The sequence below is a fragment of the Geodermatophilus sp. SMS 5-13 genome (assembly GCF_059428245.1).
In genome coordinates, this window is record NZ_CP165729.1 from 2,661,049 (window position 1) to 2,675,257 (window position 14,209).

At 76.8% G+C, this 14,209-nt stretch carries 14 protein-coding genes; 4 read left to right on the forward strand and 10 right to left on the reverse strand.

The window, feature by feature from the left end; translation table 11 throughout:
- Positions 1–4: 4 nt before the first annotated feature.
- Both AB3388_RS12970 and AB3388_RS12975 read right to left on the reverse strand, forming a co-directional pair.
- Positions 5–991, reverse strand: a complete 987-nt coding sequence (locus AB3388_RS12970; protein ID WP_495411183.1) for a methyltransferase — start codon at positions 989–991, stop codon at positions 5–7.
- Between the two features lie 42 nt (positions 992–1,033).
- Positions 1,034–1,615 carry a helix-turn-helix domain-containing protein gene (locus AB3388_RS12975; protein ID WP_495411184.1) on the reverse strand — a complete coding sequence of 194 codons (582 nt, stop codon included), beginning with the start codon at positions 1,613–1,615 and terminating at the stop codon, positions 1,034–1,036.
- A 67-nt stretch (positions 1,616–1,682) separates the two neighbouring features.
- On the opposite strand from AB3388_RS12975, the gene AB3388_RS12980 reads away from it, so the two are divergent.
- A complete protein-coding gene (locus AB3388_RS12980) occupies positions 1,683–3,266 on the forward strand; it encodes an FAD-dependent oxidoreductase (protein WP_495411185.1) in 1,584 nt (527 codons plus the stop codon).
- Positions 3,267–3,417: 151 nt separating this feature from the next.
- Here the strand turns inward: AB3388_RS12980 and AB3388_RS12985 are convergent, their stop codons facing one another.
- From AB3388_RS12985 to AB3388_RS12995, 3 genes are all read right to left on the reverse strand, one after another.
- Positions 3,418–4,797: a hypothetical protein gene (locus AB3388_RS12985; protein WP_495411186.1), complete on the reverse strand. Its 1,380-nt coding sequence runs from the start codon at positions 4,795–4,797 to the stop codon at positions 3,418–3,420.
- Positions 4,797–5,300 carry a SigE family RNA polymerase sigma factor gene (locus AB3388_RS12990; protein WP_495411187.1) on the reverse strand — a complete coding sequence of 168 codons (504 nt, stop codon included), beginning with the start codon at positions 5,298–5,300 and terminating at the stop codon, positions 4,797–4,799. Before AB3388_RS12990 ends, AB3388_RS12985 begins: the two co-directional genes overlap by 1 nt.
- A gap of 102 nt (positions 5,301–5,402) precedes the next feature.
- Positions 5,403–6,197 carry a hypothetical protein gene (locus AB3388_RS12995; RefSeq protein WP_495411188.1) on the reverse strand — a complete coding sequence of 265 codons (795 nt, stop codon included), beginning with the start codon at positions 6,195–6,197 and terminating at the stop codon, positions 5,403–5,405.
- Between the two features lie 148 nt (positions 6,198–6,345).
- Between AB3388_RS12995 and AB3388_RS13000 the strand changes: the two genes are divergently transcribed.
- Both AB3388_RS13000 and AB3388_RS13005 read left to right on the forward strand, forming a co-directional pair.
- Entirely contained in the window at positions 6,346–7,722 is a 1,377-nt protein-coding gene (locus tag AB3388_RS13000; RefSeq protein WP_495411189.1) for an MFS transporter, read from the forward strand.
- Positions 7,723–7,821: 99 nt separating this feature from the next.
- Positions 7,822–8,358 carry a DinB family protein gene (locus AB3388_RS13005; RefSeq protein WP_495411190.1) on the forward strand — a complete coding sequence of 179 codons (537 nt, stop codon included), beginning with the start codon at positions 7,822–7,824 and terminating at the stop codon, positions 8,356–8,358.
- Here AB3388_RS13005 and AB3388_RS13010 read toward each other — a convergent pair.
- The 5 genes from AB3388_RS13010 to AB3388_RS13030 form a co-directional block, all read right to left on the reverse strand.
- On the reverse strand, positions 8,340–9,467 hold the full coding sequence (locus tag AB3388_RS13010) for a uroporphyrinogen-III synthase (RefSeq protein ID WP_495411191.1): 1,128 nt from the start codon (positions 9,465–9,467) through the stop codon (positions 8,340–8,342). The two genes, AB3388_RS13005 and AB3388_RS13010, sit on opposite strands and share 19 nt — an antisense overlap.
- Positions 9,468–9,513: 46 nt before the next feature.
- The gene (locus AB3388_RS13015; protein WP_495411192.1) at positions 9,514–10,977 is read right to left on the reverse strand and encodes a PP2C family protein-serine/threonine phosphatase; all 1,464 of its coding nucleotides are present in this window, start codon (positions 10,975–10,977) and stop codon (positions 9,514–9,516) included.
- Positions 10,977–11,714 carry a GAF domain-containing protein gene (locus tag AB3388_RS13020; RefSeq protein WP_495411193.1) on the reverse strand — a complete coding sequence of 246 codons (738 nt, stop codon included), beginning with the start codon at positions 11,712–11,714 and terminating at the stop codon, positions 10,977–10,979. Before AB3388_RS13020 ends, AB3388_RS13015 begins: the two co-directional genes overlap by 1 nt.
- 83 nt (positions 11,715–11,797) lie before the next feature.
- Positions 11,798–12,358 carry a nucleoside/nucleotide kinase family protein gene (locus AB3388_RS13025; RefSeq protein WP_495411194.1) on the reverse strand — a complete coding sequence of 187 codons (561 nt, stop codon included), beginning with the start codon at positions 12,356–12,358 and terminating at the stop codon, positions 11,798–11,800.
- A complete protein-coding gene (locus tag AB3388_RS13030) occupies positions 12,355–13,407 on the reverse strand; it encodes an MBL fold metallo-hydrolase (RefSeq protein WP_495411195.1) in 1,053 nt (350 codons plus the stop codon). The genes AB3388_RS13025 and AB3388_RS13030 overlap by 4 nt, the downstream gene beginning before the upstream one ends.
- 57 nt (positions 13,408–13,464) lie before the next feature.
- Here AB3388_RS13030 and AB3388_RS13035 point away from each other — a divergent pair, with 57 nt between their 5' ends.
- Entirely contained in the window at positions 13,465–13,941 is a 477-nt protein-coding gene (locus AB3388_RS13035; RefSeq protein WP_495411196.1) for a PH domain-containing protein, read from the forward strand.
- Positions 13,942–14,209: the final 268 nt, after the last annotated feature.

A 14,209-nucleotide genomic window follows, 5' to 3' on the forward strand; every position in this document is an offset into this window, starting at 1 on the left:
CGGGCTAACGGTCCCTGGTCGGGCGGGCCTCGAGGACGTGCACGCCGGCGGTCGTGGGGACGTCGGAGGTGAGCGCCAGGCCCGCGGCCTCGAACAGGGCGGCGAACTCGGCGGCGGTGCGCTCGCGGCCGTGCAGCAGCACGAGCATGTTCAGGTCCATGCGCACCGCCGCCGGGTCGTCGACGGCGCGCTCGGGCAGCACCGCCTCGACGACGAGCAGGACCGAGTCGGGGCGCATGGCCGCCCGGCAGGTCCGCAGCACGCGCACGGCGTCGTCGTCGTCCCAGTCGTGCAGGACGCGGGAGAGCAGGTAGGCGTCCGCAGCCGCGGGGACGGCGGTGAAGAAGTCGCCGCCGGCCGACGGGAGGTCGGGGGATCGGGCGACCACGTCCGGCTGGTCGAAGAGCAGGACGTCGGCGCGCGGGGCGCGGGCGCGCACCGCGCGCAGCAGCGTGCCGGCGCCGCCGCCGACGTCCACGATCGACGCGAACCCGGACGGGTCGTAGGCGCCGACGACGGCGCCGGCCTCGCGGGCCGAGCGGTCGGCCATGGACGCCTGGAACGCGGCCAGCCGCTCCGGCGCGGCGGCGAGGAAGTCGAAGAACGGCTGCCCGTGCACGATCTCGAACGGCGTCCCGCCGGAGCGGACGGCGTCGGCCAGCCCGGCGACGGCGCCGAAGTACAGCTGCCCCCGCGCCGTCACCGCCCCCCGCTGGGAGCCGGGCACGCCCGCCCGCAGCAGGTCACCGGTCTCCGTCAGGCCGAACCGGCCGTCGGGGAGCTCGGCGAGCACCTCCTCCGCGGCGAGCCCGCGCAGCACCCGGCGCAGCCGGCCCGGGTCGGCGCCGAGCTCGCCGGCCAGGTCCTCCGGGGACCGCGGGCCGCCGGCCAGCGCCTCCGGCACGCCGAGCGCGACGGCGGCGTACAGCAGCTGCGTGATCAGGTATCCGTCGGCCAGCCGGGCCAGCCGCGCGGCGGCGGTGCCGGACACGGCGCGATGCTGGCACGGGCGCCGTCCCGGCGACAACGACGTTCAGGCGCCCTTCGGGCGGGCGCGGACGTGCAGCCGCTCGCCCTGCGGGCCGAACAGGCCGAGCACCTCGGCCGGCTCGTCGAACGGGTTGCCCAGCCAGTGCGGGGTGCGGGTGTCGAACTCGGCCACCTCACCCGGGCTGAGGACGACGTCGTGCTCGCCGAGCAGCACCCGCATCCGCCCGGCGAGCACGTAGAGCCAGTCGTAGCCCTCGTGCACCTTCAGCTGTGGCTCGCCGGGCGGCGTCCGCGGCGGGTAGACCATCTTGAACGCCTGGATGCCGCCCGGCCGGCGGGTCAGCGGGACGACGGTGGTGCCGTGGTGCGCGGCCCGCGGCTTGAGGTGCACCCGCGGGTCGCCGGTGGGCGGCGCGTCGACCAGCTCGTCGAGCGGCACCTGGTGCGCGCGGGCCAGTGGCAGCAGCAGCTCGAGGGTGGGACGGCGGTCGCCGGACTCGAGCCGGGACAGCGTGCTGACCGAGATGCCGGTGGTGGCCGACAGCTGGGCCAGTGTGTCCCCGCGCTGCTGGCGCAGCGCCCGCAGCCGCGGCCCGATCCCGGTGAGCACGTCGTCGAAGTCCATGCGTCCAGTTTGCCGTTCCGGCAAAGAAGTTTGTCAAGACGGCGGATCCTGTTCCACTCTGCTCGGCATGCGGAACGAGTACGACGTGGTGGTGGTCGGCGGCGGTGCGGCCGGCCTCAGCGGTGCGCTGACCCTGGCCCGGGCGGGCCGGTCGGTGCTGGTGATCGACGACGGGCGGCCGCGCAACGCGCCCGCCGGGCACGTGCACAACTACCTCGGCCGGGAGGGCACCCCGCCGGCCGAGCTGTACGCGCTCGGCCGCGCCGAGGTCACCGGCTACGGCGGCGAGGTCGTCGACGGACGGGTCACCGGGGCGCGACGGGAGCACGACGGATTCGTCGTCGCGGTGGACGACGCCGAGGTCCGCGCCCGGCGGCTGCTGGTCACCACCGGGCTGGTCGACGAGCTGCCCGACGTCCCCGGTGTCGCCGGGCAGTGGGGGAGCGGCGTGCTGCACTGCCCGTTCTGCCACGGCGCCGAGGTGCGCGACCGGCCGATCGGCATCCTCGGCACCAACCCCTTCGCGGTGCACCAGGCGCTGCTCTGGCGGCAGTGGAGCGCCGACGTCGTCCTGTTCCGGCACACCTCCCCGGAGCCGACGGAGGAGGAGCGCGAGCGGCTCGCCGCCCGCGGGATCGCCGTGGTGGAGGGTGCGGTCGCGGAGCTGGTCACGGACGGCGACCGGCTGACCGGCGTCCGCCTGGCCGACGGCACCGTGGTGGACCGCGAGGCCGTCGTCGTCTCCCCGCGGTTCACCGCCCGGGCCGAGCTGCTGGCCCAGCTGGGGCTGGCGGCGGAGGAGCGGCTGCGCGACGGCGTCCCGTTCGCCAGCGCCGTCCCCGCGGGGCCGACCGGCGCGACCGCCGTGCCCGGTGTGTGGGTGGCCGGCAACGTGGCCGACCCGATGGCGCAGGTGATCGTGGCGGCGGCCGCGGGCCTCATGGCGGGCGGGCACATCATGGGCGACCTGGTCGAGGAGGACACCCGCCGGGCGGTGCAGGTCCACCGGCACGCCACCGAGGTGCACGACCGCGCCTGGTGGGAGGAGCGGTACCGGACGGCCACGCACCTGTGGAGCGGGAAGGTGAACGACGTCCTCGTCGCCGAGGCGGCCGATCTGCCGCCCGGCCGGGCGCTGGACGCCGGCGCCGGCGAGGGCGGGGATGCGCTCTGGCTGGCCGAGCGGGGCTGGCGGGTGACCGCCGTCGACCTGTCCGAGGTCGCCCTGGAGCGCGGCGGGCGGGCGGCCGAGGAGCGCGGGCTGGCCGGCCTGATGGAGTGGCGGCAGGCCGACCTCGCCGAGGAGCCGCCGGAGGCCGGCGCCTACGACCTGGTCACCAGCGCGTTCCTGCACCCGCCGGCCGACGTGCGGGAGAAGGTGATCGCCGGGCTGGCCGCCGCCGTCGCGCCGGGCGGCACGCTGCTCGTGGTCAACCACGACCCGAGCGACCAGGCCCTGGGCATCCGCGAGCACGCCCGGCCCGAGTACTTCGCCTCCGCCGAGCAGCTGGCCGCGATGCTCGACCCCGCCGACTGGGAGATCCAGGTCGCCGAGGCGCGGCCACGCAGCGCCCGCGGCCACGAGCACGGCGAGGACGGGCACGTGCACGCGGTCGCCGACGCCGTCCTCCGCGCCCGCCGCCGTCCCTGACCCGCGCTTCATCGCGATGAAGCGCGTGGGTCGGGGGCGTCCCGCGGCGGCGCCGGTCTCGGCCGGGGCGGCCGGCGGCGCGGGACGTTCCCGCGGGAGCGCGCCTCCTCGGCCAGCTGCCGGGCCGCGACCACCGAGGCCGGCTCGCCGGTCACCCGCGGCTCAGATCGACCGAGCCCATGACCGGCACCTCGCCGATCACGGCGCCGTCCGCCCCGAGGGTCTGCACGCCGGCCGCGCCCGGTGGGATCGGCACGAGCGCGACGCCGCCGTCGAGGTCGACGTCGTCCAGCGCAGTCCCGCCGTCGTCCAGGACGCGCATCCCGACCGCCGTGGCCGGCGCGACGACCACGAGGGCGCCCGCGTCCTCGCAGCGGACGGCGAACGTCTGCTCGGTCAGCGGCGCACCGGCGGCGCGCAGCTCGCTGCCGCACAGGGCGGCGGGCTGCATGCCGCCCAGGCCCTCGCGCGTCAGCCGCGCCTCGGTGTAGGTGGCCCCCGAGGGCAGCGTCGCGGTCAGCAGTGTCAGGTGCGTCGGGCCGGCGTCGGCATCCGGCACGTCGCCGGACCACACCACGCTGAACGGCACGTCGGCGGGGGAGAGCCCGAGCCGGGTGAGCACGTCGGCCGACGTCGCGGCGAGCGCCGCCGCGATCGTGGCGTCCGCGGGTCCGCGCAGCCACGTGGTCGACATGCTCGGCGGCCGGTAGTCGCCGGAGCGGAAGCCGGACGGCAGGGCGGTGGCCACCTCGGCGCCGTCCCGGGTGACGCGGTACCGCACCGCCTCGTCGGCATACGTCGCGACCGGGGACAGCGTCGCGACGGCCACGCCGTCCTCGGTGTCGACGGGCCGCCAGCTGCGGCCGACCGTGCCGTCGGCGGCGACGTCGGGACGCTCCGACACCTCGACCGCGTCGCCCGGCGCGGCGACGACGACCAGTGTGCCCGTGCCGGCGTCGGCCAGGGCGACGGTGGAGTCGGCGTCCAGCCCCCCGGACAGCAGGGCCGGCTGCAGCTGGTCCGCGGCGGCGCCTTCGGGCCCGAGGAACCACAGGGCGTCGCGGCCCGGCGCGCCGCTCACGCCCTCCGCGGCGACCAGCGCCCAGCGCCCGCCCGGCACGTCGCCGGCGAAGACCACGCGCCGCGACTCCGGGGACGGCTCCGTCTGCGCGGTCGGCGCGTCCGGGTCGTCCGCGACCGTCCACGGCAGCTGCCGGACGGCCTCGACGAAGGCGGCGTCCCCCGCGAGGGATCCGCGGGTCGGCGCGTCCAGGACGTCGGCGTCCGTCGTGGTGGTCGCGGTGGCCGGAGCCGCCGGGGACGGCGCCGAGGCCCGCCACGAGAGCACGGCCGGGACGGCGGCGACGACCGCGACGACGGCCAGCGCGACCGCGCCGACCCCCAGGCGCTGCCGGCGCCGGGCCCGCGAACGGGCGGCGACCGCGCGGACGAGGTGCGCGGCCTCCCGCGGCGCCGGTGCGGTGCGCTCCGCGAGGCGGTCGAGCCGGTCGTGCAGCTCCGCGGTGTCCATCAGCGGGTCTCCTCACGGACGAGGGGGGCGACGGCGAGGGCGCTGCGCAGCCGGGCGAGCCCGCGGGCCGTCTGGGTGTTCACGGTGCTGACCGAGCAGCCCATCGCCTCGGCCGCCTGGGCCTCGGAGAGGTCGGCGTAGAACCGCAGGACGACGGCGGTGCGCATGCGCGGGGGCAGGGCGCGCAGCGCAGTCCGCAGCTGCTCGTCGTCCTCGGGCGGGGGCGGGGAGGCGCGGTCGGGCAGCGACTCGACCACCTGCTCGGTGCCGGCCAGCCGGCGCCGCCAGCTCGTGTGGGTGGTCACCAGCACCCGCCGCACGTACGCGGTCGGGTCGCCGCCGCCGGTGATCCGGCCCCAGTGCCGGTAGCACTTCAGCAGCGCGGTCTGGACCAGGTCCTCCGCGTGGCCCCGGTCCCCGGCCAGGAGGACGGCGAGGCGCAGCAGCCCGGCCTGCTCGCGGGACACGAAGTCCTCGAAGTCTGGGTCGTGCTCGGGCCGCACCCGGTCCTCCGTCCGCTCGTCGCTACCTACTACACGCGACGAGGGACCCAGCGGACCCACAAGGACCGCATCACGGTTCGGTAACGGCGCGGTGGTCGGCCGTCAGGAGCGGGGGAGACCGAGGTCGGCGAGGGCCTCGGCGACGGCGTCGTCGCGGACGAAGTCCAGCGCGAGCAGCCGGTGCACCAGCACACCGCGGCGGGTCAGCCGCAGGTCGGCGGCGCGCAGCCGGGGCACCGCCGCGCCGCCCGGGCGGGGGACCGCCGGCGGCGGGTCGAGCAGGCCGGCGCGCTGCATCTCGGCGAGGTCCTCGCGGGCACCCCAGGCCGTCCACGCCCGCGGCTCGTCCTCGAGCGGGGTCATGGGCAGCGGCACCCGGTCGCGGCGGCCGACGCCGGCCAGCAGGGCCAGCTGCCGCCAGCCCAGCTGCTCGGCGGTCCGCAGCGCGCGCGCCACGAGCTCGGCGTCGAGGTCGGCGGAGACGGCCACCTCGGCGAGCAGGTAGCCCAGGTGCCGCACCCGGCGCTCGTCGGCCGAGCGGCGGGCGGCGCCGACGACGGCCTCGATGACCTCACCCGCGGCGGTCCGCGCCCCGCCGCGACCGGCGAAGAAGGAGTCGTTGCGCAGCTGCCGCCCGGAGCGGGCGAGCGTGACCGCGTGCTCGACGGCGAAGGCGAGGACGGCGCCGGCCCGCACCCGCTCACGGGGGACCGCCACCGCCGCGGCCTCCTCGGCCGCCGCGCGCAGGCAGGCGGCCAGCCGCGCGTCGAGCCGCACCGCGCCGGAGCCGGGCGCGAAGACGAGCGTCGCCGCGGCGCCGGTCATCGATCCGGCCACGGGGCTGCCGGACTCGATGAGGGCGCGCCCGGGCGCCGGTTCGTCCGCGGGGAGGGTCACGGCGATGATCTTCCCCGGCCGCCCGACCGGCGCGCACGCCGGACGCGGCCCGCCTCACCACACCGGGGCAGGCGCGGTGAGCGAAACGGAACACGGCTCGTCCCGCGCGGCAACGGGCGGGGAACCGGCGCCGGTCACGGTGGACGCCATGGCCGCACCCACCCGCACGTCGCCGTCCGCCCCCGTCGCCGCCGCGCCGTCCCGATCGCACTGGATCGAGGACTGGCGCCCGGAGGACCCCGGCTTCTGGGAGCGCACCGGCAGGCGGGTCGCCCGCCGCAACCTTTTCTTCTCCGTCTTCTCCGAGCACATCGGCTTCTCGATCTGGAGCCTGTGGTCGGTGCTGGTGCTCTTCCTGCCCGAGCCGGTGTTCGGCATCGACCCGGCCGGCAAGTTCCTGCTGACCACGCTGCCGACCGCGCTCGGCGCGTTCGTGCGGCTGCCCTACACCTTCGCCGTCGCCCGGTTCGGCGGCCGCAACTGGACGATCGTCAGCGCCGCGCTGCTGCTCGTGCCGACCGTCGCGACCGCGATCGTGCTGGAGCCGGGCGTCGACTACGGCACGCTGCTGCTCGTCTCCTGCCTGGCCGGGGTCGGCGGCGGCAACTTCGCCAGCTCGATGGCCAACATCAACGCCTTCTACCCCGACCGGCTCAAGGGCTGGGCGCTCGGCCTCAACGCCGGCGGCGGCAACCTCGGCGTCCCCGTGGTGCAGCTGGTCGGCCTGCTCGTGCTGGCGACCGTCGGCGCGGGGCACCCGCGGCTGATCCTCTGGGTCTACATCCCGCTGGTCGTGGTCGCCGCCGTCGGCGCGGCGCTGGTCATGGACAACCTGGCGACGGCGCGCAACCAGCCGCGGGCGATGCGCCAGGCGACCCGCGAGCCGCACACCTGGATCATGTCGTTCCTGTACATCGGCACGTTCGGCTCGTTCATCGGCTTCGGGTTCGCCTTCGGCCAGGTGCTGCAGAACCAGTTCACCGACGACTTCGCGACCCCGCTGGCCGCGGCGTCGCTGACCTGGCTGGGCCCCTTGCTCGGCTCGCTGATCCGCCCGCTCGGCGGCTCGCTCGCCGACCGGTTCGGCGGCGCGCGGATCACCGTCGTCACCTTCCTCGCGATGGCCGCCGGCGCGGCGATCGTGTTCAGGGCGTCGCAGGCCGGTTCGCTGCCGCTGTTCGTCGTCGGCTTCGTGCTGCTGTTCGTGCTCAGCGGCATCGGCAACGGCTCGACCTACAAGATGATCCCGGCGATCTTCCGGTCGCAGGCCCTGCAGCAGATCGCCGAGGGCGGGGACGCCGAGGCCGCCGACCGGCGGGCGCTGCGCATGTCGGGGGCGCTCATCGGCGTCGCCGGGGCGGTCGGCGCGTTCGGCGGCGTGCTGGTCAACCTCGCGTTCCGGCAGTCGTTCCTCACGACGGGCAGCGGGGACGGCGCCTATCTCGCGTTCATCGCCTTCTACGCCGTCTGCGTCGTCCTCACCTGGGTGGCCTACCTCCGCCCGGGCGCCGCCCACCGGGTCTGAGGTATCCCGCGAGATCTGCACACTCGCGGCCATCAGCCCCTGGTATCCCGCGAGTGTGCAGATCTCGCCCGTCAGCGGGCGGCGCTAGCGTGCGCCGGCATGAGCGATCGAGCGGTGCTGCCCCTCCTGCTCAGCGGCTGGGACGACGCGTGGGGACGCCTCGACCGGCGGCTGGCCGGCCTCACCGACGACGAGTACCGGTGGGAGCCGGTCGCCGGGGCGTGGACGGTGCGGCGCACCGACGCCGGCTGGCGAGCCGACTGGGCCGACCCCGACCCGGACCCCGCGCCGGTCACCACGATCGCCTGGCGGATCTGGCACCTGGCCTCCGACTGCTTCGCGAACTACCTGAGCCGGTCCCCGGCCGGGCGGCCGCTGCAGGTCGAGGGCCGCGCGTGGCACGGCGACGCCGGGACGGCGCTGCGTGACCTGCGCACCGCGGCCGCGGCGTTCCGCGACCACGCCGTGGCGACGGGGGAGGACGGCATCTGGGCGCCGCTCGGGCCGGCGTGGGGTCCCTACGCCGAGGACAGCTGGGCCGCCCTCGTGGTGCACGCCGTCGACGAGCTGGCGCACCACGGCGGCGAGATCGCGCTGCTGCGCGACCTCTACCGGGCTCAGGCCGCCAGCCGGTAACCGCGCTTGACGACGGTCTGCACCAGCGGCACGCCGAGCGCCGCCCGCAGCCGGGTCACCGCCATCTCCACGGCGTGCGCGTCCCCGCCGCCGGGCAGGCCCGCGGTCAGCGCCGGCCGGCCGACCACCGCGCCCGGCCGCTCGGCCAGCGCCCGCAGCACCGACAGCGGCCCCGGCGCCAGCTCCACCAGCCGGCCGTCGACCACGGCGGCGTGCCCGCGGACCTGCAGGGTGTGCCCGGCGACCTCGAGCACCGGGTCGCGCTCCGGCAGCCGGGCGACGACCTCGCGGGCCAGGGCACCCAGCCGGGCCCGCTCGGGCTGCCAGGTCGGCACGCCGGCGGCGGTCAGCGGGCCCGCTGTCACCGCCCCGACGGCGATGGCCCGCACCCGCCCGCGCAGGGCGGCCACGAACTCCGCGTGCCGCCCGAGGTCCCCGGCCACCTGCAGCAGCGACGCCGCGGCCGGGGCGCTGGTGAAGGTCACCGCGTCCACCCCGCCGGCCACCACCGAGGCCACCAGCCGCTGCACCGGGCCGACGTCCTCCGGCAGCACCCAGCGGTAGACCGGCACGGTCAGCACGTCCGCGCCGGTGGCGCGCAGCCCCTCGACGAAGTCGGGCAGCGGGTCGCCGTGCAGCTGGACGGCGATCCGGCGTCCCCGCAGCGGGCCCTCGGCGCCGGAGAGCAGGTGCTCGAGCACCTCGGCGGAGGACTCGGACTCCGGCGACCAGGCGTCGACCAGCCCGCCACCGCGGATCGCGCCGCGCGCCTTGGGACCGCGGGCCAGCACCCGCGCCGGGCGCAGGTGCTCCACCAGCGGCAGGTCCCACGCCTCGGCGGCCTCCAGCCAGCCGCGGAACCCCACGCCGGTCGTGGCCACCACCAGGTCGACCGGCGCGGCGAGCACGGCCCGGGTCGCCGCGACCAGCTCGGAGTCGTCGGCCAGCGGCACGATCCGGATCGCCGGGGCGTGGACCACGCGGGCGCCGCGGCGGTCGAGCAGCGCGCCCAGCTCCTCCTTGCGGCGCGCCGCGGTCACCGCGACCGTGTACCCGGCCAGGGGCAGGAGGGCGTCGGGGTCGGCGTCCGGCACGGCAGGCGAAGGCACCCGCCCATGGTGGGGTGCCCGCGTTGCGGCAATGTGTCGCGCCTGGTCAGCCCGCGCGGCCGTGCCGCCAGGAGGCCAGCAGGATGCTCGCGTCGTCCTGGAGGACGCCGTTCTGGTGCGCCAGGACGGCGTGGGTCAGCCGGCGCACCGTCTCCGGCGGCGGCTGCTCCGCGGCCAGGGCGCGGCGCAGGAAGTCGACCAGCCGCTCCTCACCGAATCCGACGCCGGAGGGATCACGGGCCTCGGTGACCCCGTCGGTGTAGAGCGCCAGCCAGTCGCCCGGCTGCAGCACCTCCTCGGCGACGGTCGGGCGGGCGGCCTCGAGGCCGAACGGCACCCGGCGCCCGCCGCCCAGGACCTTGACCACCCTTCCGGCGCGCAGCAGCAGCGGCGGCGGGTGGCCGGCGCTGACGTAGCGCAGCCGGCCGGAGGACAGGTCCAGCTCGGCCAGCACGCCGGTCACGAACGCGCTGTCCCGGAAGGACCCGGCGACGACCTCGTCGATCGCCCGCACCTGGTCGACCAGTCCGCGCCGGTCCCGGCGCGCGCTGCGGTAGCCGGCGAGGGCCGCGGCGGCCATGAGCCCGGCCGACAGGCCGTGCCCCATCGCGTCGAAGATCGCCAGCGACACCACGTCCTCGGACAGCGCGTAGTCGAAGGCGTCCCCGCCCGCGTCGTAGGTCGGCTCGATCTTCCCGGAGATGACGAAGGCGCCGGTCGAGGCGGTCAGGGGCGGCAACTGCTGCCAGACCAGCTCCGCCGACGGCGAGCGCGGCAGCTCCCGGCGGGCCCGCTCCAGCTCGTCGCCGTAGGGGCTCATCGAGGCGACGAGATGGCCGAGCAGCGCGGCCAGCCACGTGCAGTGCTCCCGCAGCATCGGGTCGTAGAGGTCGGCGGGGGAGTGCAGGCCCACCTCGAGGACACCCAGCCGCTCGGTGCCGTCGACCAGCGGCACCCACAGGCGTGGATGGACCTCGTCCTCCGACGGGAGGATCCGCCCCGTCTGGAACACCCGACCCGGCAGCGTGCCCTCCACGGCCAGCGGGGGGACCTCGTCCCGTCCGGAGACGGGCACGCAGCGCAGCCGCCGCTGGTCGTGGTCGATCAGGCGGAGGCTGAGGTCGACGTCCATCGCCCGGCCGGCGGTCGCCGCGACCGCGGCCAGCCGCTCCGGTGGCGCGGTGTGGGCGGTCTCCAGCAGGTTGACCATGGCGGCGAAGGGCCCGCTGGCCGGACGTCGCTCCCGGATCACGTGGCTGTACGGCACGCGCCGCTGCCAGCGCAGCTCGTCGAGCCGCTCGTTCACCGCGTGGGCCAGCATGTCCCGGTCCATGGCCGGCAACGCCGTCAGCCCGGTCAGGTAGGCGTCGACGTCCACCAGGTCGAAGTTGCCGCCGAGCGCGAAGTACCTGATCCACAGCTGCTCGAGGGTCAGATCGGCGTTCCGGTAACCGAGTTCCAGCGCCGTCCGCTGCTTCTCCTCGGGGGACGGCGCCTCTGGGCGGGACATCACCGGCGCCGGCGCACGGCGGCGTCGACGACGGCGCGCGCCGCGTCGCGCAGCTGGACGGCGTCCTGGGTGGCGCGGGCGAGCAGCATCCCGACCGCGCCGTCCTCGTCGACGCCGTGCCGGGCCATGAGCACGCCCTTGGCGATGCTGACGACGTCGCGCGCCCGGACGGCCTGGCGCAGGTCGTCGGTGAGCCGCTGCGCCCGCTCGTAGGACTGCACGTTGGCGACGAAGATCGCCGCCTGCCCCGAGAAGAGGGTGAGCAGGTGCTCGGCGTGGGCGTCGAAGGCCCCCGGCTGCTCGGCGTACACCTTGACCGCGCCGAGGGCACGGTCGGCGACCACCATGGGCGCGCTCAGCGAGGCGCGCAGGCCGAGGGGGGCCGCCGCGATCGCCCAGCGGGGCCAGCGGGGCTCCGCGGCGATGTCGTCCACCCGGACCACCTGGCGCAGCGCGGTCGCCGCCAGGCACGGTCCCTCGTCCAGCTCGTACTGCAGCCCGTCGGCCTGCTCGGTCAGCGGATCGGTCGCGCCCGACGTCCGGCAGCCGCGCTCGTCGATGATGCTCACGCCGGCACTCGTCGAGCCCGGGACCGTCTCGACGGCGAGGGAGGTGACCAGGCCCAGCGCGGTGGTCACCGTCTCGTGGGACAGCAGGAGGCCCGACATCCGGGCGAAGACGGCCGAGAGCTCGTCGGCCAGCGGCAGTGCGGAGTTCGATGACGGTTGCCGGTTCAACGGCACACCCCGATCCAGCACGTCGCCGCTCCACCGTGTCTTCGATGGACCGCGACACCTCAGCGTAGCCGCCGCCGCGCAGGTCAGGCTCCCCGCCCGCCGGTGCCGTCGACGAGGACGTCGGCCCGGTCCCGGGTGCGCTCGGCGGCGAAGTACGCGGCCTCCATCGCCTGCCAGCGCCGCCAGTGCTCCGCGTAGTGCTGCCCGTCGCGGTCCAGGCCCCGGGCCAGGCGCAGCTCCCGCGGCGCCTCGACCCAGACGCGGAGGGTGGTGAACGGGTCGAGCGCGGCCGGGCACGAGCCGCAGCCCTCGACGACGAGCACCTCGGGCACCGGCACGGCGGTCGCGGTCGCGGCGAACCGGCCGGCTGCCCAGTCGAAGCGGTGATAGCCGCCGGGCCGGCTTTCGGCGAGCGGGCGCAGCACGCCGGCGGCCAGCCGCGCGGCGGCGCCGGTGAGCGTCCAGCCCGCGTAGAGGTCGTCCATGTGCACCAGCCCGGCGGCGGGGCCGAGCGCCTGGGCCAGCCGCCCGCCGAAGGTGGTCTTGCCCGCGCCGGCCGGCCCGTCGACGCAGACCAGCCGCACCGGCCCCAGACCCGGCGGCGCGGCCCGCAGCCGGCCGGCCAGGTCCGCGGGGGACGTCATCGGACGGCGGCGACCCATGTGGGGACGGCGCCGCCGCTGCTGACGACCTGCCCCCGGCTGGCCAGCAGCCGCAGGTGGGCGTCGGTCTCGGTGACGGCGAAGATCCGCATCCGCCGCTCGTACTGCTCCCACGGCCGCGACCAGGTGAGGTACGCGGCCAGCTGCCACGGCGTGCTGCCGGGGTGCTCCCGCACCGCGGCGAGCAGTTCGGCCAGCCGGTGCTCGTGGTGCGCGGCCAGCTGATCGGTGCGCTCGGCCAGCCCGCGGAAGCGCCACTCGTGGGCGGGCAGCACCTCGGCCGGCTCGCCGCGCCCGGCGATCCGGGTGAGGGAGCCGAGGTACTCGCGCAGCGGGTCGGCGAGGCCGTCGTGCGTGGTGGAGATGTTCGGGCTGATCCGCGGCAGCACGTGGTCGCCGGAGAACAGCAGGCCGGTGCGCTCCTCGGCGAAGCAGAGGTGGCCCGGCGTGTGCCCGGGGGTGTGGACGGCGCGCATCCGCCAGCCCGGCAGGTCGGCCAGGTCGCCGTCCTCGAGGAGCCGGTCGGGCTGGGCCATGCCGGAGAACGGGGCGTGGTGCGCCGGAGGGCCGACGTCCTCGGCCGCGTCGGCGGGATCGGCGCCGAGGGACACGAGGAACGCCACCTCGGCGGCGACCGAGGCCTCGGGGTCGCGGTGCACGGGGGAGCCGATGACCGCCGCGTCCGCCGGGTGCATCCCCACCCAGGCGCCCGAGGCCTCCCGGACCCGGCCGGCCAGGCCCAGGTGGTCGAAGTGCAGGTGGGTGACGAGCACGCCGCGCACGTCGGCGGCCGAGCCGCCGATCTCGGCCAGGCCCGCGGTCAGCGCCGTCCAGGCCTCGTCGCTGCCCCAGCCGGTGTCGACCAGGCCCAGGCCGCCGCCGTCGAGCCCGAGGACGTACACGCTCACGTAGCGCAGCCCGCCGTGCGGGATCGGTACCGGGACCGACCAGAGGTCCGCGGCGAGCCGCTCGACCGGGGGGAGTGCCCGGGCCGGCCAGGCCTCGTGCTGCGCGGTTCCGGTGATCTCCACGACCGGCACTCTGCCAGGCGCCCCTGGGCTCACAGCAGCGGCTGGCAGCATGGGGGCGTGCCGTCCGCCGTCCGCCCCGTCACCGCCGTGCCGCGCCGGATGCGGCAGATCTGCGCCGCGGTCGCCGTGGTCGTCCTGGCCGCGATGGCCGTCGCCGCGCTGACGCTGCCGGAGTCCTCGACCGGCGTGGTGTCGTTCGGGGGTGCCGACCAGGTGGCCATCGCCGGGCTGGGCGTGCTGCTCGCCGCCGGGATCCTGCTGCTGGGGCGGGCCCGGGTGGACGGCGACGCGGCCGGCGTGCGGGTCCGCAACATCCTCGGCTCGCACGACCTGCCGTGGACGGCGGTGCGCGCCGTCCGGTTCGAGCGGACGTCGGCGTGGGCGGCGCTGGAGCTCCGCAACGGTGAGGAGATCGCCGTCCTCGCCGTGCAGGCGATCGACAAGGAGCGGGCGGTGGCCGCCGTGGAGGGGCTGCGGGCGCTGCTGGCGGCCAGCCGCAGCGGCGCCGGATCCGCGCCGGAGCACCGGGAATGACCCGGGCGGACGCGGCGCTGTAGCATGGGCGTGCCTCCCTGCTACACCGAGGCGCGCGAACCACCAGCGGCCCCCGGGCCGCTGACCAAGAGGAGCCCGCTCCCACCTGGCGTCGCCCGCGACGTCCAGGTCCCCGGATCGCGGAATCGGCGCACCGCCGGTCCCGCGTCGCGCACGGGTTCACCACCCGTGCCGTGCCGGCGAGTGGGCCCTGCGAGCACCATCGCTCGCGGGGCCTTTGTCGTTCCGGTGCCCGGTCGGGCAGCGA

Excerpts from the sequence above, each read along its gene's own strand:
- AB3388_RS12975 (WP_495411184.1), bottom strand. The coding sequence starts at position 1,615 with ATGGACTTCGACGACGTGCTCACCGGGATCGGGCCGCGGCTGCGGGCG.
- AB3388_RS12980 (WP_495411185.1), top strand. The coding sequence starts at position 1,683 with ATGCGGAACGAGTACGACGTGGTGGTGGTCGGCGGCGGTGCGGCCGGC.
- AB3388_RS12985 (WP_495411186.1), bottom strand. The coding sequence starts at position 4,797 with ATGGACACCGCGGAGCTGCACGACCGGCTCGACCGCCTCGCGGAGCGC.
- AB3388_RS13000 (WP_495411189.1), top strand. The coding sequence starts at position 6,346 with ATGGCCGCACCCACCCGCACGTCGCCGTCCGCCCCCGTCGCCGCCGCG.
- AB3388_RS13005 (WP_495411190.1), top strand. The coding sequence starts at position 7,822 with ATGAGCGATCGAGCGGTGCTGCCCCTCCTGCTCAGCGGCTGGGACGAC.
- AB3388_RS13015 (WP_495411192.1), bottom strand. The coding sequence starts at position 10,977 with ATGTCCCGCCCAGAGGCGCCGTCCCCCGAGGAGAAGCAGCGGACGGCG.
- AB3388_RS13025 (WP_495411194.1), bottom strand. The coding sequence starts at position 12,358 with ATGACGTCCCCCGCGGACCTGGCCGGCCGGCTGCGGGCCGCGCCGCCG.